The organism is Polaromonas sp. (genome assembly GCF_016185115.1).
In the GTDB taxonomy this organism is placed as follows: domain Bacteria; phylum Pseudomonadota; class Gammaproteobacteria; order Burkholderiales; family Burkholderiaceae_C; genus Polaromonas.
In genome coordinates this window covers 375,201-390,770 of record NZ_JACPOF010000017.1, presented here as the reverse complement: position 1 = coordinate 390,770, position 15,570 = coordinate 375,201, and the positions used below count along the sequence as shown (strand labels likewise).

Sequence of the window (15,570 nt, the reverse complement as noted above, 5' to 3'; positions counted from 1 at the left end):
TTATTTTGTTCCGCAGCACCCCCGTGTTTATCTCTGCCGGGTAAAGTCAGTGTTCACGTGTTGATGTCTGACAAACAGGCGCGTGCGGTGAGCGCAAAATGGGGACAAAACTCATACGACAGGGGCAAGCATGAAGTGGGAAGGCAATCGGGAATCCGACAACGTTGAAGATCGCCGCGACGAGGGCGGTGGTGGAGGCGGCGGCTTCGGGTTTGGCGGGCGCAGCATAGGCATAGGCACCATCGTCATCGCCCTGGTGGGCGGCATGGTGTTTGGCGTCAACCCGCTGACCATACTGAACCTGCTCAGCGGCGGCTCGCCGTCGCAGGTGCAGCAACCTCAAGCACCTGCCCACCGTCCGCCGGCGGACGACCGCATGGCCAAATTTGTATCTACAGTGCTTGCCGACACTGAAGATGTCTGGACCGATGTCTTTACCAAGGGCGGCGCCAGTTATGTCAAACCCCGGCTGGTGCTGTTTCGCGGCGCCACACAAACCGCCTGTGGCCAGGGCCAGTCGGCCATGGGGCCGTTTTACTGCCCCGGCGACCAGAAGGTTTACATCGACCTCGATTTTTACGAGACGCTGAAAAACCGCCTTGGTGCGCCCGGCGAGTTTGCCCAGGCCTATGTGATTGCGCATGAGGTCGGCCACCACGTGCAGAACCTGCTGGGCATCAGCGGCAAGATGGACCAGATGCGCGGCCGCGTCAGCAAGGTCGAATACAACGCGCTCAGCGTCAAGCTGGAGCTGCAGGCCGACTGTTTTGCCGGCGTCTGGGCCTACCACGCCAACAATGCCCGGCAAATCCTGGAAGGCGGCGATATTGCGGCCGCCATGAACGCCGCAGCCAAGATTGGCGACGATGCCCTGCAAAAGTCCAGTGGTGGCGCCGTGATGCCCGAGAGCTTCACCCACGGCACCAGCGCCCAGCGCCAGCGCTGGTTCAATAACGGCGTGACGACGGGAAGCGTCAAGGCCTGCGACACCTTCAGCGCCCGAAACCTGTAAGAAGAATTCGCCGTAATCCATTCCAGGTAAAGGATGTTTGCTATCAATTGGGTAGCAAATCCGGCCAGAATCAGAATCGCCTGGCGGCGGGGAACAGCCCCCACGACGGTCATGGTCGCCCTGGGCCCCCTTCAGGGCCCAAAGTGCGACAATAGAGGGTTAAGGAAGCACGCATCCCCATGGCGGTCTGCGGTGTTACCTTTTTTGTCAAGAGCTGGCCTGGGGCTGTGCTGTTGGCTGCATTCAGCGCCCCGGTTATCGAATTTCGATCCGCGCGCCACAAACCGCCAGTGTTCAGTGTTACGCAGAGCTTCCCTATGACCTCATCTTTTTCCAATCTTTCGCTGGCCGAGCCGCTGGCCCGCGCCGTAGCCGAAATGGGCTACGAAACCATGACCCCCATCCAGGAACAGGCCATTCCGGTCGTTCTGGAAGGCAAGGACGTCATGGGCGCTGCCCAGACCGGCACCGGCAAGACGGCTGCGTTCGCGTTGCCGCTGCTGCAGCGCATGATGAAGCACGAGAACGCTTCCACATCGCCGGCCCGCCACCCGGTGCGCGCGCTGGTGCTGCTGCCGACCCGTGAACTGGCTGACCAGGTGGCCGAGCAGGTCAAGCTGTACGCCAAATACACCAACCTGCGCAGCACGGTGGTGTTTGGCGGCATGGACATGAAACCGCAGACGCTGGAGCTCAAAAAAGGCGTCGAGGTGCTGGTCGCCACGCCCGGCCGCCTGCTGGACCACATTGAAGCCAAGAACGCCGTGCTCAACCAGGTTGAATACGTGGTGCTTGATGAAGCCGACCGCATGCTCGACATCGGTTTCCTGCCCGACCTGCAGCGCATCCTGAGCTACCTGCCCAAACAGCGTATTACGCTGCTGTTCTCGGCCACCTTCTCGCCGGAAATCAAGCGCCTGGCCTCAAGCTATCTGCAGAACCCGGTGACGATTGAAGTCGCGCGTTCCAACGCCACCGCCTCAACCGTCGAGCAGCATTTCTACAGCGTGGGGGCTGACGACAAGCGCCGCGCCCTGCACCAGGTGCTCAAGAGCCGCGGCATGAAGCAGGCCTTTGTGTTTGTGAACAGCAAGCTCGGTTGCGCACGCCTGGCACGCTCGCTGGAGCGTGAGGGTTTGAAGACCACCGCACTGCACGGCGACAAGAGCCAGGACGAACGCCTGAAAGCGCTTGATGCCTTCAAGAAAGGCGAAGTCGATCTGCTGGTCTGTACCGATGTAGCCGCCCGTGGCCTGGACATCAAGGATGTGCCGGCCGTGTTCAATTTTGACGTGCCGTTTAACGCAGAAGATTACGTTCACCGCATTGGCCGTACCGGCCGCGCAGGCGCATCAGGCCTGGCCGTGAGCTTTGTGGCCGGCAGCGACCAGCGCCTGGTGGCCGACATCGAAAAACTCATCAAGACCAAGATCGAGCTTGAGCCGATGGAGTTTGATGAAGACAAGCCGCGCATCAGCGAAGGCCGCATCAATGACGGCCGCCGCATGTACCGTGAGGGCGAGGAAGGCCGCGCCCCGCGTGAACCCCGTGAGCGCCGTGAATACGCACCCCAGCGCCAGGCGCCGCGTGATCCGTTCTTTGACCAGCCCTACGAATCCACACTGCCCGCAGAAGCCAAGCCGGCCTGGGAAGCTGCCAAATCAGGCACTACCGGGCGCGTCTCGGCCAACATCAAGCCGCGCAAAAAGGTCGCCGCGCTGTTCAAGATCGTCGAAGTCAAAACCACCGACACCACAGACGCCTGAGCTTCGCCCAGGGCGGTGGCGACTGGCATCCTGCCCAGGCGCATTCCGTCTGAATCGGAACACGCCTACGGGGCCCGGCGTCGCATTCCGATGGCCTGCACACGCTGAAAACCCGACACTGGCTGTCATGACCAGTTTCATCGATCGCGTGAGCGCACGCACGCCGGGCGTTTTGCTCAAACCCATCCGTTCTGTTGTACGCGCCGTCAACCTGTGGCTGGACGCCGATGGCCTGCGCATGGGGGCGGCCATGTCTTTCTACGGCATCCTCAGCCTGGCGCCGCTGCTGGTCCTGATGGTTGCTGTCCTCGGCTGGTGGCTGGACCGCACTTACATCGAAACCAGCCTGGTGCAGCAAATCCAGTCCGTCATCGGCACACAGGGTGCCCTGGTGGTGCAGCAGGCCCTGACCAGCGCAAAGGAGCCCGCCGACGGCATCATCGCCTCGCTGTTTGCCTTCGGCTTTTTGCTGGTGGGTGCCACCGGCGTGTTTGCCGAGCTGCAGGATGCCTTTGAGCGGCTATGGCGGACCGACTCCGGCGTGGTGGCACAGCAGAAGTGGTGGTACAGCGCATCGCTGCGCCTGCGCGGTGTGGCCTACATCCTCGCCTTTGGTTTCCTGCTGCTGGTGTCGCTGGCGATTTCCACCTTCCTCAGCCTGCTCTCGGGCTGGGCTGGCAACTATGTGCCGGTCGAGAAGATCGCGCTTGTCCTCAATGAACTGGTGACCGTCGCCTTCTGTACCGCGCTGTTCGTCGCGCTGATGCGCATGAGCGCCGGCCCCAAACCGCCGCTGCGTTACCTGGTGCGCGGCGCGGCCATAGGTGCGGTGCTGTTTGCGGTTGGCAAGCACGTCATGGCGGTGTATCTCTCGACAGCGGCTGTGGTGTCGGCCTATGGTGCGGCAGGTTCGCTGGTGGTGATTTTGATGTGGATTTATTTCTCTTCGGCGGTCCTGCTGTTCTCGGCCAGTTGCGCACGCGTGCTGGCCGAAGACGCCCACGCCCGTGCGCTGGCCCGCATTGCGCAGGCGGAAGCAAAATCACCCCAGACGCTGGCAGATGCAGCGTTGACCCCATCCGGAGCGCTGCGGCCAGGCGAAATTCAGCCCCCGGTTGTCTGACTGGATTGCAGAGCGCTATTGTTTTTATAGCTGCTCACGTGCGTTTTTATTGGCCTGGAGGCCAATTTGGCACCTGAAAATGGCTGTTTTTCAGGCTTTGGAGGCTGTTAGGCGGCTTGAAGGCTGCTCAAAAGCCTGATTAATACGTTAAATGTATTAATCGGGGTAAACATTCCAATGACACGCAATATTGTTGCAAATTATGTAATTGAGGTGGTTTCAGGCTTAACCCGGCTTCCTCGCCTGCTCGCACTGAACCGAAATCAGCTCGTACCCGCCATCTTTACGGCCGTCCAGCCGCGCCGCTGTCAGGCAGCCGCCCCAGACGCAGCCCGTGTCCAGCGGCAAGGTGCCATGCAGCAGCCCGGCCTGGGTCTTGACGGTTTCCGCGCCCAGTGTTGACCAGTGCCCAAAGGCGATGCGCTGGCCTTCTGTCTTGCGGCCCGGCACTTCAAACCACGGCAGGTAGCCCATGGGCGCATCGCGCAGGCTGCCGGTTGATTCAAACTCCATCACGCCGTCGGCGCTGCAAAAGCGCATACGCGTCAGTGCGTTGACGATGACGCGCAGCCGTTCGGCGCCCTGCAGGCTGTCGTGCCAGCGGTCGGGCTGGTTGCCGTACATGGCCTGTACAAACCCGGCCAGGTCTGGCCCGCGCAAGGCGCTTTCAACTTCAGCCGCCAGCGCCATGGTCTGCGCTGCCGTCCACTGCGGCAGCACGCCCGCATGCACCATCAGCCAGCCTTGTGCCTGCAGCGCCATGGACCGGTGCCGCAGCCAGTCCAGCAGCGCGGGGCCGTCGGGTGCGGCCATGATCTCCTGCGAGGTGTCGCTGCGCCCGGGCTTGCGCACGCCTTGAGACATGGCGATCAGGTGCAGGTCGTGGTTGCCCAGCAGGCATTTGGCCGCATCGCCCAGCGACGACAGGTGGCGCAGCACGGCCAGCGATTCAGGCCCGCGGTTGACCAGGTCGCCCAGCAGATACAGCGTGTCGCGGCTCGGTGAAAAATCGGTTTTTTCAAGCAGGCGCAGCAGTGGCTGGTGGCAGCCCTGCAGATCCCCAATCATGTACATTGGCATGTGTTCATTCTGCCCGGTCGTACATGGATTTTTTGCTCATCGCGTTTTTAACCCTGCTTAACGGCATCTTCGCCATGTCCGAAATGGCCATGGCCTCCAGCAGGCGGGCCAGGCTGACGGCCATGGCGGAAGCAGGTGACAAGGGCGCACGCGCAGCCCTCGGGCTGATGGACAACCCCACACAGTTCCTCTCGTCGGTGCAGGTCGGCATCACGTCCATCGGCATGCTCAACGGCATCATCGGCGAGGCCGCCTTCAGCGGTGGCCTGGCCGTGTGGCTGCGCGAGTTTGGCGTCACGCCACGCGCGTCCGAGATCAGCGCCACCGCACTGGTCGTGGCCGTCATCACCTTCATCACCATCGTGTTCGGCGAACTTGTGCCCAAGCGCATTGGCCAGCTCTACCCCGAAACCGTGGCCCGCCTGGTGTCACGCCCCATGATGTGGGTGGCCACTGGCGCCAAACCCTTTGTCAGGCTGCTCTCCGTCAGCACGCATGCCACACTCCAACTGCTTCGCGTTGACACCTCTGGCGACCGTGCCGTGACAGAAGAAGAGATTGCCGCCAGCCTTGAAGAAGGGGTTGATGCCGGCCTGATCGAAGAGCACGAACACCAGATGGTGCAGAACGTGTTCCTGCTCGATGACCGCCTGCTCACATCGCTGATGCTGCCGCGCTCTGACATTGAATGGCTTGATGCGTCTGACACCATTTCCGAGGCGATCCAGAAAGCTGCCGTCACCGAGCATTCCTGGTACCCGGTGTGCCGTGGTGGCCTCGATGATGTGGTCGGTGTAGTGAGCGTGTCGAAACTGCTTGCGCTGCGTGGCCAGGTCTTGTCGTCGTCAGCCGGGTCGGCCACCGCAGCGACCGCCATCACCGACCGGCTGGGCGCCCATGCCATGCCCGCCGTTTTTGTTCCTGAAACCCTGACCGGCATGGAACTGCTTGAGCAGTTCCGCGCAAGGTCCACGCGCATCGTCTTTGTGGTCGATGAATACGGTGTGGTGCAGGGCCTGATGACCCCCATGGACATGCTCGAAGCCATCACCGGCGAACTGCAACCCGGCGCGCAGGTAGATGCCTGGGCCACCCGCCGAGATGACGGCAGCTGGCTGATTGACGGTGTGATGCCCGTGGCAGAACTCAAGGCCCGGCTGGATATAAAAGATCTGCCCGAAGAAAGCCGTGGGCGCTACAACACCGTGGCCGGCCTGCTGCAAAGTGTGTCAGGCCGTTTGTTGATGACAGGTGAAAAAGTCGATTGCGCGGGCTGGGTTTTTGAAGTCGTTGACCTTGACGGAAAACGCATCGACAAGGTGCTGGCTCACCTTGCGCCGCACGGCAGGCACGCGCCGCACGTCAACGACTGACTCCCCCGGGGCGCCGACTTATTTGACCGTTGGCGGCCCGTAGGGCGTGGGTTTGCCGGCGTCGTTGTAGATGCGGCGCAGACCTTCAAACTTCTTGCTCGGGCCCCGGCCATCGCTATGGTCCGGCATGGCCAGCCCCTGTGTTTTCAGGAGATCAAGCACCTTGAAGTTGGCATACAAGGCGTCGTAAACCGGAAAGCTCGCAGCCAGAATCGCATCGTCACTCTGGTTTGTCAAAAACACGCCTTCGGCAAAAGCCAGCAAACCCACAGCCGTCTGCCCGATCTGGTCGTCAGGAGCAGGGCGGTAGCCCTCAAGAACATACGCAATGCCCGCGCGAATCACCGCAGCAAGCTGGTCAAGCCCGGGCGCGCTGATGCTGTATTTGCGCATCACCTTGTCAAAGGTGCTGCCGCTGTGGTCATGGGGCCCAAGCTCTGCGCCCGGCATTGAAAAGGCAATTGCACCCGCTGGCGCCAGGTGCTCTTCCTTCCACGGCACATACACAAAGGTCGCCTCTGCATCCACAAAGCGTGTGATGAGCCAGGGCGTTGCCACCCGGTCAAGGTGAAGGTATTGGCGGGTAACCCATTGCATGAGATGTCTCCTTGATTTTTGTATTGGTGACGGCGGCCCACCGATGTGCGGGGGCCGCAGAGCGGCAGGGCGATTTAGCGCTGTGCTGGCGGCGCGTTGCGCGTGACCGGCGAGACGGTGATCAGCACCTCATTGCCGCCAAAGTTCGTCGCCTGCATCTGCACATTGGCCACGCGCTCACCCTTTGAGAATGTCAGCAGGCTGAGCTTGGAGAAAGAGCTTGAAGTCATGGTCCATCCGGCAGCCGGCATGCTGTCGCGGAAGTAAGCGAACACTGCCTGCGGATCACCAGAAATCGTCAGGTTGATACGCCCCGTCCAGCTGTTGCCCACACCCATCACCAGGGTGTCCTGCTGCCTGATCACCGAACCGGGTGGCAAAGGCACGTCACCCGACAACTGCTTGGCCGTCGCCTCGGTCACCGTGCTGTCGCTGCCGGCACCGCCGGCCATATTGGCGCAACCGAAAAGGGAGAGGGTGATTGACAAGGCCAGAGCGATTTTTGTGTAGTTCATTTTTTTACCTTGAGGGTGAGTGGGAGGCAAACATGGGAATTGTGCCGCAAAGCTTTTGTACCGTAAAACTCCCTTGGCCTAAGTCTGCGTGGCAAGGTGTTCAAGTTGTGAAACGAGATGAGAAACCAGCGTTGTGTGCAAGTTACGGCTGACGGCCCTGCAATTTGCCGCTGGTCGGCTAGACTTGTTCATACCCCTTTGTATGGGCCCGTGAGCTTCAATAATTTCAGTCGATAGCTCTAAAAATAATCAACGGTAGATCTTGAGTGATGAAACTATGAAAAACGGTGACCTAGCTGTGCGTCCCGTTATATCTCCTAAAGAAGCGGAGAAGATGGTCTGGGCGTTCATTCATCACGGCAACCATAGCCGATATGAACAGATGAAGGGGCATCCAAAAAAGACAATTGAAAAATGGTTCGCAGAAAACGGTCAGCCATTGCCAAGAGTTATATCAAAGTGCCGGGTGTTTTTCACTACTGCCGTCCCCTTCGTTGAGAACTTCATTGGTAGCACTTGGACAATACTCGCTGACGGTCAGGGAAACGCAAAGGCATCCATAACTAAAGGCTTTAGAAGTGAGCCGGAGATGGAAGTGGATGGCCCAGGCACGATTGGGGTGGATTACGCATCGAAGTTCGAATCCGCTTGCCGAGCACGTGACAAGGCAATCGATGGCGCATCTCTAGATGAACTACATACAGCGATTATTAAAGGAGTTGCCAGTATCGAATCCTATGTTGCTCACAGAGTCGATATCTGGAATCACTCTTTAGTCGTCGATGTGAGGCTGACCGACAGCAAAGGCGCAAAGGTCTCATTTGAAGAAAAGATCAAGAACTGGATCCCGATCATGACAGGGGGAGCGAAGCTAGACCTTGGTGGTGCAATGTGGGTCGACTTTATGTTTCTTCAGTCTATTCGAGACAACGACGCAATCCATGCGAAGAAATTCGCCCATGGCGCTTCTTTCGCTGACCTTGCTTCCGCACTTAATAAATTCAAGACTGGCATCGCTGATTTTTTACTTCAACTGCATATTATTTTTGGAGAAGCATCGCCGCGAGTAGTCATAAGAGCCAGATTCTTTCCTGAGGTCTACGTACAAGAAAAGGTGAAATAGGGAAAAGTCGTTTTTCTAGACTCAATAGTTCGTATTCCCGCGCTGGATTACTTGTTGGGCACATGAAAAATCCCCCTAACCATGACAGCTAGGGGGATTTCATTTGGTGCCGGAGAGATGAATCGAACACCCGACCTTCTCATTACGAAGGGGTAGGGGATTAGCTCTCCAGAGGCGCTGTCAATTCGTAGATCGATGTTTTGTTAGTCATTAACTACATCGGAACTACGTATGAATTTAACTTCAAAAAGCCTGTTAGCGCAGTTGCCTTCATGGTGGAAGGCTTACGCGCAGTGGTCTATTTCGCTGGCTATATCTGGCCCTTGGTGGCTCCCTTTGGCGGTGCGTCGTATGCCGCTGTCTTTGGCCTCCCTCTCCTTGAAGCTCTACGTTTGGAGGTTGTCATGACCTTTAGGCAATGGCTGGCGGATTTTTCGCGGAGTCAGCGAGCTCGTGAGATGTGGGCGGCGTCGGAGGGTGAGTTGGCTCTGCAAGCTCAGGCGCAGAGGGACATGGAACGAATGGCAATTGAGGCCTTCGCTGCTTGCGATGCCTCGGCAACTATGCAGCAACGTGTGCGCCTTTTTCGTCCGCGTGTGGTCACCAATAGGGCGGACTCGCGCTCGGTTGCTGTGGATGTTGTCCAGGTCATCCGGCGCGTCCCGAACTCTGTATTTGCGATGGGTACAGGCTCATTCGTTACGTGTAACGATTCGAATTTGAAGGGGTATGGGGCAGAGCCCCATGGTGACTGAACCCGCTTGCTATGGAGCTCGATTGGCGATGGTGTTGGACGCGGCTGCTGCTGTGCCCTTGGTGCCACGTTTTGATCGCGCCTTGATAGACCTTTCTTGCATTTCGTGAGGGGTTCGCATAGCATCGGGTTGCAAATAACGGGTACGGCTGCCCGGTCAAAAAATAGCCCGGTCGCGTTTTGTCTCGTGTGGCGCTAAGCCTGAGTCCCGACCATTAGCACCTGTAGCTTTTGCGAATCCTTCCAACGGGTTCGCTGCCGCATTGCAGAGCGAATCCAAAATATTTGGAGTTCGTATGGCTAAAAAAGTATTTCTCAAGGGTGGTTGTCAGCTGGGGGCGGGGTCGCCTTGCGGCGGCGCAGCCGACGCTCAGTGCCCCCGACCCGGATTTCATACCCCCCCGAGTAACACGGGGGTAAACGACGGTCTTCCATCATGTGAAACGGTGGCCGCACCATGAAGGCCATCAAAGGAACGGGAAAAATTCGGGCTGCTTCATCGGGGCAGTTTGCCGCCTCAGACCCCGGTAACGACCCTCAGCTGAGAGGCGATGTGCTGAAGCTTGTTGAGGCTTTTGATCTGGTTTCAGAGGCGCTGGACTCCTGTCTTGTGGGCTTGGTGCGTGATAAAAGGCGCGAGCCTGTTGCGATGATTTCTCAGACGCTGTTGTTACTCGGGGGTGTGCGGTCTGTAGTTGCTTCGGAATTGCATGTAGCGGGTGTGTCGGTGCCTGAAGCTCCTGATTTGGAGGTTATGTCTAACGCGCAGGTGTCCCGTGTCCTGGCGGTTGTAGCGTCTAGTTCGCAGGGCAAGGGGCGGCGCAAATGACCCTTTATCAACGCACCGACTCACCATATTTTTGGGTGAGGTTCGCGCCAATTAAAGGTGAGCTCAAGCCATTGCAGCAAAGCACTGGCACCGCCAATCGTCGAAAGGCAAAACAGCTGCATGATCGTATGCAGTCTGAGCGTTGGGATCAGGACCGACTAGGCGTGAAGGCTACCCACACATGGGAGGAGGCCTGCGAACGATTTCTCGCTGAGACTGCTGACAAGAAAACCCATGAGTGGGATAAATCAATGGTCAAGTGGTTTGCCCCTCACCTTGGCGGGAAAGATCTGCAGGACGTCAATAGGACGCTTCTGGAGCATGTGAAGATGCTGAGGTCAAAGGGCGTAACGCCCGGCACTGTCAATCGATATATGGCGTTTGTTCGCTCTGTTCTGCGGCGTGCCTGTTTCGATTGGGAGTGGTTGGACCGCGTGCCCAAGGTCGGAATGCTGCGCGATAAGGCAGGGCGTATCCGGGCTCTCACCTTGCCAGAGTTCAAAAGCCTGTTGGCTGAGCTTCCTGAGCACCTTGCGGAGATGACTCGATTTTCAGTGGCAACCGGCTTGCGGCAGGCTAACGTAACGCAATTGCAATGGAAGCAAATAAGCCTTGAGCGTCGGCATTTGTGGGTTGCCGCTGAACATCATAAGAACGGCAAGCCTCACGCTGTGCCGCTCAATGAGATGGCGTTGCAAGTGTTGGTTCGTCGGCAGGGTGATCATCCAACGCATGTTTTCACATACGAAGGGCGGCCAATTGTCCAGGTCAACACGAAGGCGTGGCGCAACGCTTTAAGGCGTGCTGGCATAGAGGATTTTCGCTGGCATGACCTGCGCCATACGTTTGCAACGTGGCATAGGGAGGCGGGTACTCCAACGCATGAGCTGCAACGCTTGGGAGGCTGGAAAACTCAGTCTATGGTTGAGCGGTATGCACATGTTGCTCCAGAGGGGCTGCAATTTGCGGCAGGTAGGCTAGACTTATTTATGGAAAATTCCAGCGTTTCCCCTTAGATCAAGGTCTTCCATAGCATGTCCCAATTCGGAGTAAATATTTCCATTGGCTTGAGTAGCGGTCACCAGTGGCCAAACGGAAAGCCCATTCACTCCGAAGCTCTCCCGGATGGCAGCACAAGGCATACCCTTGAGGACGGGCGAAAACTTACAGTTGGCAAGCCCACTCAGCAACTTGAATATATTTCTACATGGGTTGGTGCAGCGGAAGGAGAGACCTACTCCGTAGTGATTGGCATCATCGGTTTGTCGGCTGTTCCGGGGTTTTACGAGGTGTGGAATTACGACATAAATGCAATGAGGAGCTACGCATTTCGAAAGACTGTATCCATCACCCAATTGGATACAGGCGAGTCCTACACGGCTGAGGATTTAGAAAAGGTTTTGCAAAGCCGATAGGCGTCCTTCGATGCCTTTGGGATCATAATTAGCTGTCGGTTACGAATTGACTACGTGAAAAAGCCCCTAACCATGACAGTTAGGGGCCTTTTACGAATGGTGCCGGAGAGATGAATCGAACACCCGACCTTCTCATTACGAATGAGCTGCTCTACCGACTGAGCTACACCGGCGTTGTTTTGAAAACCAGCCTTGGATTATAGCCCGGCCTTGGCATCGAGGTGGTAACGGGTAATCCGCTCCACCTCATTCTTCGAGCCCAGCACCACACTCACACGCTCGTGCAGCTTGCCGGGCTGAAGATCAAGAATGCGCTGCCTGCCGTTGGTGGCGGCGCCGCCGGCCTGCTCGACCAGCCAGCTCATGGGGTTGGCTTCGTACATCAGGCGCAGCTTGCCTGGCTTTTCGGGCTCGCGTTTGTCCCAGGGGTACATGAAGACGCCGCCGCGGGTCAGGATGCGGTGCACGTCTGCCACCATCGATGCGATCCAGCGCATGTTGAAGTCCTTGCCGCGCGGGCCATCTTTCCCCTGCAGGCATTCGTCGATGTAGCGCTTGACCGGTTCGTCCCAGTGGCGCATGTTGCTCATGTTGATGGCGAACTCTTTGGTGTCCTCAGGAATCTGCACGTTCTCTTCAGTCAGCACAAATGAACCCTGCTCGCGGTCGAGTGTGAACATGGCCACGCCATCGCCCACAGTCAGCACCAGCGTGGTTTGCGGGCCGTAGACGCAATAGCCTGCCGCCACCTGTTTGCTGCCTGGCTGCAGAAAGTCGCTTTCATCAACGCCGCGGTCGCCTTCGGGCATTTTCAGCACGCTGAAGATGGTGCCAATGCTGACATTTACATCGATGTTGCTGGAGCCATCAAGTGGGTCAAACAGCAGCAGGTATTCGCCCTGGGGGTAACGGTTGGGCACCACATAAATGCCTTCCATTTCTTCCGACGCCATGGCCGCCAGGTGGCCGCCCCATTCGTTGGCTTCGATCAGCACTTCGTTGGCAATGATGTCGAGCTTCTTCTGCACTTCGCCTTGCACGTTTTCACTGCTGGCAGTGCCGAGCACACCGCCGAGTGCGCCCTTGTTGACGGCCTGGCTAATGCTTTTGCAGGCACGCGCGACCACTTCAAGCAGCAGGCGCAGCTGCGACGGTATATGGCCGTCCAGTCGTTGCTGCTCGACGAGGTAACGGGTCAGGGATATTTTTTGGGTCATATGTATTCCGTCGGTGTTTCTTGTTGCGGTCAGTCGGCCAGTGCGCGCGTGACAACCTCATGCGTGTCCTTGCTCAGGTCGCCCTTGGCCGCGACACGGCTGATGGCTTCACGTGCAGCGCTGCGGTAAGGTTCTGCCAGTTTCTTCCAGCGGTCAAGCGCGCGCGCCAGGCGTGCGGCGACTTGCGGGTTCATGGCGTCGAGTTCAATGACACGTTCGCTCCAGAACACATAACCTGCGGCATCAGGGCGGTGAAATGCCGCCGGATTGCCTGCGAAGGTGCTGATCACACTGCGCGCGCGGTTGGGGTTCTTCAGGCTGAAGTCGCTGTGCTTCATGAGCTGCTTGACGGCTGGCAGGATGTTGCCGTTGCGGTCAGGCGCGCCGGCCTGCAGGCCAAACCATTTGTCGATGACGAGTGCTTCATCCTTGAACATGGCGTGAAAGAGGGGCAGGGCTTTGGCTGCCAATGGGTGACCGCTGGACACCAACGCGGTCAGTGCATTGAAGCGGTCTGTCATGTTGCCCGCATCCTTGAAGCGCTGCAGTGTCTTGCCTGGCCACACCGGGTCGCCGCTGGCATTGGCTGCCAGGCACAGGTGTGTCAATGCCATGCCTGCGAGTGCGCGTTTGCCCGATGACACCGCATCGGGGGTATAGCCGCCCGTATCCTGGTTGGCGTTGTAAACGGTTTCCCATTCGGCCTGCAGTGCGGTGGCAAGTTGCTGGCGCATGGCTTCACGCACCGCGTGAATGTGCTGCGGATCAACGACATCAAGCTGTTCTGCCAGATAGGTTTCAGACGGCAGGGTAAGGACGAGTTCCTTGAACGCCGAATCAAGATTGGGATGTGCCAGCACCTGTCGCATCGCGCCAATGTAGGCCTCGTCAAGCACTGCCGCAGGCGCTGCACCCGAGGCCATGGCCTTGATGGCGGTGATAGCGCGTTGCACGGCCAGGCGCTGGCCGGCTTCCCAGCGGTTGAAGGGGTCGCTGTCGTGCGCCAGGATGTGCAGCAGCTGCGCATCGGTGTAGTCGAACTCCAGCACCACAGGCGCCGTGAAGCCGCGCAGTATCGAAGGCACGGGTTCTGCGTTGACGCCGGTAAACACAAAACTCTCGCTGGCCTGCGTGAGCACCAGCGTGCGTGTGCCCGACCCAGAGGCCTCTGCCTCGCCCTGCAATTGCAGTGGCAGGTCTTTGCCGTCAGCGCCTATCAGGCCCACGCCGACAGGGATGACAAATGCTTCCTTGGTGGGCTGGCCCGTGGTCGGTGCGCAGCTTTGCTCAAGTGTCAGGGTGTAGCTTGCAGCGGCTGCGTCGTAAACGCCCTTGGCATGCACGCGTGGTGTGCCGGCCTGGCTGTACCAGCGCTTGAACTGCGGCAGCAGGCGCGCCAGTTCCGATGCCGGGTTGGCATCTGCAATCGCCTGCGCAAAATCGTCACAGGTCACGGCATGGCCGTCATGGCGTTCGAAGTACAGCGTCATGCCTTTTGCAAAACCGTCCCTGCCTACGAGGGTCTGCATCATGCGAACAACTTCGGCGCCTTTTTCGTAAATCGTGACGGTGTAGAAGTTGCTGATTTCCACGTAGCTGTCAGGCCGCACCGGGTGCGACATGGGGCCCGCGTCTTCGGGGAACTGTGCGGTGCGCAAGACGCGCACATCTTCAATGCGCTTGACGGCACGTGCAGAGGCTTCGCCGCAGAGGTCTTGCGAGAACTCCTGGTCACGGAAAACCGTCAGGCCTTCTTTCAGCGACAGCTGGAACCAGTCGCGGCAGGTGACGCGGTCGCCCGTCCAGTTGTGAAAGTATTCGTGGCCGACCACGCTCTCGATGTTTGAAAAATCGGCATCGGTGGCTGTGGCCTGGTTGGCCAGCACGTACTTTGTGTTGAAGATGTTCAGGCCCTTGTTCTCCATCGCGCCCATGTTGAAGTCGCTGGTGGCGACGATCATGAAACGTTCAAGATCCAGGCTCAGGCCAAAACGCGCTTCGTCCCATGCGACAGAGTGCATCAGCGACACCATGGCGTGCTCGGTCTTGTCGAGGTCACCCGGGCGTACATAGACTTGCAGCGTGTGCTCATTTCCGGCACGCGAAGTGATGCGCTGCTCACGGCAGACCAGCTGGCCCGCCACCAGTGCGAACAGGTAGCTCGGCTTTTTGTGCGGGTCAACCCACTTGGCAAAGTGGCGGCCTTCTTCAAGGTCACCACTGTCAACCAGGTTGCCGTTCGACAGCAGCACGGGGTACTTCGCCTTGTCTGCGCGCAGGGTGACGGTGTACATGGCCATCACGTCAGGGCGATCCAGGAAGTAGGTGATGCGCCTGAAACCCTCTGCCTCACACTGCGTGAAGAAGGAGTCATTGCTGACGTACAGGCCCATCAGCTTGGTGTTTTTTGACGGGTTGGTGGTGGTGAAAATTTCGAGTTCGAACTCGTCGGGCAGGTTGTCCAGCACCAGCTGGCTGCCTTCCATGCGAAACGATGTGCCCTGGCCGTTGACCAGCACGCGTGCCAGGTTGAGCTCGTCGCCATCCAGCTTGAGCGGCTGCACCGGCAGGTCTGCATTGCGGCGCAGCTTCATGCGGTTGAGCACGCGGGTCTTGGTGGCGTCCAGGTCAAAACACAGCTCTACCGTGTCAATCCAGTAGGCCGGGGCGGTGTAGTCGGCGCGGTTGATGGTCACCGACGGGGTTTGCCCGGCGCCACTGGCATCTATCTTTTGCAACATGGTCATTTCCTGAATCTCTGTTTTC

General features: G+C 58.6%; 13 protein-coding genes and 1 tRNA gene. 8 read left to right on the top strand and 6 right to left on the bottom strand.

What is annotated here, in order from left to right; all coding sequences use genetic code 11:
* The first annotated feature begins 130 nt into the window (after nucleotides 1–130).
* The 3 genes from HYX42_RS12010 to HYX42_RS12000 all read left to right on the top strand — a co-directional run bounded on the left by HYX42_RS12010 (nucleotide 131) and on the right by HYX42_RS12000 (nucleotide 3,901).
* Nucleotides 131–1,012, top strand: a complete 882-nt coding sequence (locus tag HYX42_RS12010) for a neutral zinc metallopeptidase (protein ID WP_293403205.1) — start codon at nucleotides 131–133, stop codon at nucleotides 1,010–1,012.
* A gap of 317 nt (nucleotides 1,013–1,329) precedes the next feature.
* On the top strand, nucleotides 1,330–2,778 hold the full coding sequence (locus tag HYX42_RS12005; protein WP_293403203.1) for a DEAD/DEAH box helicase: 1,449 nt from the start codon (nucleotides 1,330–1,332) through the stop codon (nucleotides 2,776–2,778).
* Between the two features lie 127 nt (nucleotides 2,779–2,905).
* A complete protein-coding gene (locus HYX42_RS12000; protein ID WP_293403201.1) occupies nucleotides 2,906–3,901 on the top strand; it encodes a YihY/virulence factor BrkB family protein in 996 nt (331 codons plus the stop codon).
* 225 nt (nucleotides 3,902–4,126) lie between these two features.
* Here the strand turns inward: HYX42_RS12000 and HYX42_RS11995 are convergent, their stop codons facing one another.
* Nucleotides 4,127–4,981 (bottom strand): symmetrical bis(5'-nucleosyl)-tetraphosphatase, encoded by an 855-nt coding sequence (locus tag HYX42_RS11995; protein ID WP_293403200.1) that lies wholly within the window; start codon nucleotides 4,979–4,981, stop codon nucleotides 4,127–4,129.
* A 23-nt stretch (nucleotides 4,982–5,004) separates the two neighbouring features.
* Between HYX42_RS11995 and HYX42_RS11990 the strand changes: the two genes are divergently transcribed.
* Nucleotides 5,005–6,354: a hemolysin family protein gene (locus tag HYX42_RS11990; RefSeq protein ID WP_293403199.1), complete on the top strand. Its 1,350-nt coding sequence runs from the start codon at nucleotides 5,005–5,007 to the stop codon at nucleotides 6,352–6,354.
* 18 nt (nucleotides 6,355–6,372) lie between these two features.
* Here HYX42_RS11990 and HYX42_RS11985 read toward each other — a convergent pair whose 3' ends face one another.
* On the bottom strand, nucleotides 6,373–6,951 hold the full coding sequence (locus HYX42_RS11985; RefSeq protein WP_293403198.1) for a chromate resistance protein ChrB domain-containing protein: 579 nt from the start codon (nucleotides 6,949–6,951) through the stop codon (nucleotides 6,373–6,375).
* Between the two features lie 74 nt (nucleotides 6,952–7,025).
* Nucleotides 7,026–7,466 (bottom strand): hypothetical protein, encoded by a 441-nt coding sequence (locus HYX42_RS11980; RefSeq protein WP_293403197.1) that lies wholly within the window; start codon nucleotides 7,464–7,466, stop codon nucleotides 7,026–7,028.
* A gap of 262 nt (nucleotides 7,467–7,728) precedes the next feature.
* On the opposite strand from HYX42_RS11980, the gene HYX42_RS11975 reads away from it, so the two are divergent.
* The 4 genes from HYX42_RS11975 (at nucleotide 7,729) to HYX42_RS11960 (ending at nucleotide 11,587) form a co-directional block, all read left to right on the top strand.
* Entirely contained in the window at nucleotides 7,729–8,589 is an 861-nt protein-coding gene (locus tag HYX42_RS11975; protein WP_293403195.1) for a hypothetical protein, read from the top strand.
* 1,211 nt (nucleotides 8,590–9,800) lie between these two features.
* Nucleotides 9,801–10,172 carry a hypothetical protein gene (locus HYX42_RS11970; RefSeq protein WP_293403193.1) on the top strand — a complete coding sequence of 124 codons (372 nt, stop codon included), beginning with the start codon at nucleotides 9,801–9,803 and terminating at the stop codon, nucleotides 10,170–10,172.
* Nucleotides 10,169–11,188 carry a site-specific integrase gene (locus HYX42_RS11965; RefSeq protein WP_293403191.1) on the top strand — a complete coding sequence of 340 codons (1,020 nt, stop codon included), beginning with the start codon at nucleotides 10,169–10,171 and terminating at the stop codon, nucleotides 11,186–11,188. Before HYX42_RS11970 ends, HYX42_RS11965 begins: the two co-directional genes overlap by 4 nt.
* An 18-nt stretch (nucleotides 11,189–11,206) precedes the next feature.
* On the top strand, nucleotides 11,207–11,587 hold the full coding sequence (locus HYX42_RS11960; protein ID WP_293403189.1) for a hypothetical protein: 381 nt from the start codon (nucleotides 11,207–11,209) through the stop codon (nucleotides 11,585–11,587).
* Nucleotides 11,588–11,684: 97 nt separating this feature from the next.
* On the opposite strand, the gene HYX42_RS11955 is transcribed toward HYX42_RS11960, so the two are convergent.
* The 3 genes from HYX42_RS11955 to pepN form a co-directional block, all read right to left on the bottom strand.
* Nucleotides 11,685–11,760, bottom strand: a tRNA-Thr gene (locus tag HYX42_RS11955).
* Between the two features lie 24 nt (nucleotides 11,761–11,784).
* Nucleotides 11,785–12,804 carry a class 1 fructose-bisphosphatase gene (locus HYX42_RS11950; protein ID WP_293403187.1) on the bottom strand — a complete coding sequence of 340 codons (1,020 nt, stop codon included), beginning with the start codon at nucleotides 12,802–12,804 and terminating at the stop codon, nucleotides 11,785–11,787.
* Between the two features lie 29 nt (nucleotides 12,805–12,833).
* Nucleotides 12,834–15,545 carry an aminopeptidase N gene (gene pepN / locus HYX42_RS11945; protein WP_293403185.1) on the bottom strand — a complete coding sequence of 904 codons (2,712 nt, stop codon included), beginning with the start codon at nucleotides 15,543–15,545 and terminating at the stop codon, nucleotides 12,834–12,836.
* Nucleotides 15,546–15,570 lie beyond the last annotated feature (25 nt).

What these genes read in the sequence shown, in the direction of transcription:
- HYX42_RS12010 (WP_293403205.1), top strand. Translation starts at nt 131, where the DNA reads ATGAAGTGGGAAGGCAATCGGGAATCCGACAACGTTGAAGATCGCCGC.
- HYX42_RS12005 (WP_293403203.1), top strand. Translation starts at nt 1,330, where the DNA reads ATGACCTCATCTTTTTCCAATCTTTCGCTGGCCGAGCCGCTGGCCCGC.
- HYX42_RS12000 (WP_293403201.1), top strand. Translation starts at nt 2,906, where the DNA reads ATGACCAGTTTCATCGATCGCGTGAGCGCACGCACGCCGGGCGTTTTG.
- HYX42_RS11995 (WP_293403200.1), bottom strand. Translation starts at nt 4,981, where the DNA reads ATGCCAATGTACATGATTGGGGATCTGCAGGGCTGCCACCAGCCACTG.
- HYX42_RS11990 (WP_293403199.1), top strand. Translation starts at nt 5,005, where the DNA reads ATGGATTTTTTGCTCATCGCGTTTTTAACCCTGCTTAACGGCATCTTC.
- HYX42_RS11985 (WP_293403198.1), bottom strand. Translation starts at nt 6,951, where the DNA reads ATGCAATGGGTTACCCGCCAATACCTTCACCTTGACCGGGTGGCAACG.
- HYX42_RS11980 (WP_293403197.1), bottom strand. Translation starts at nt 7,466, where the DNA reads ATGAACTACACAAAAATCGCTCTGGCCTTGTCAATCACCCTCTCCCTT.
- HYX42_RS11970 (WP_293403193.1), top strand. Translation starts at nt 9,801, where the DNA reads ATGAAGGCCATCAAAGGAACGGGAAAAATTCGGGCTGCTTCATCGGGG.
- HYX42_RS11965 (WP_293403191.1), top strand. Translation starts at nt 10,169, where the DNA reads ATGACCCTTTATCAACGCACCGACTCACCATATTTTTGGGTGAGGTTC.
- HYX42_RS11960 (WP_293403189.1), top strand. Translation starts at nt 11,207, where the DNA reads ATGTCCCAATTCGGAGTAAATATTTCCATTGGCTTGAGTAGCGGTCAC.
- HYX42_RS11950 (WP_293403187.1), bottom strand. Translation starts at nt 12,804, where the DNA reads ATGACCCAAAAAATATCCCTGACCCGTTACCTCGTCGAGCAGCAACGA.
- pepN (WP_293403185.1), bottom strand. Translation starts at nt 15,545, where the DNA reads ATGTTGCAAAAGATAGATGCCAGTGGCGCCGGGCAAACCCCGTCGGTG.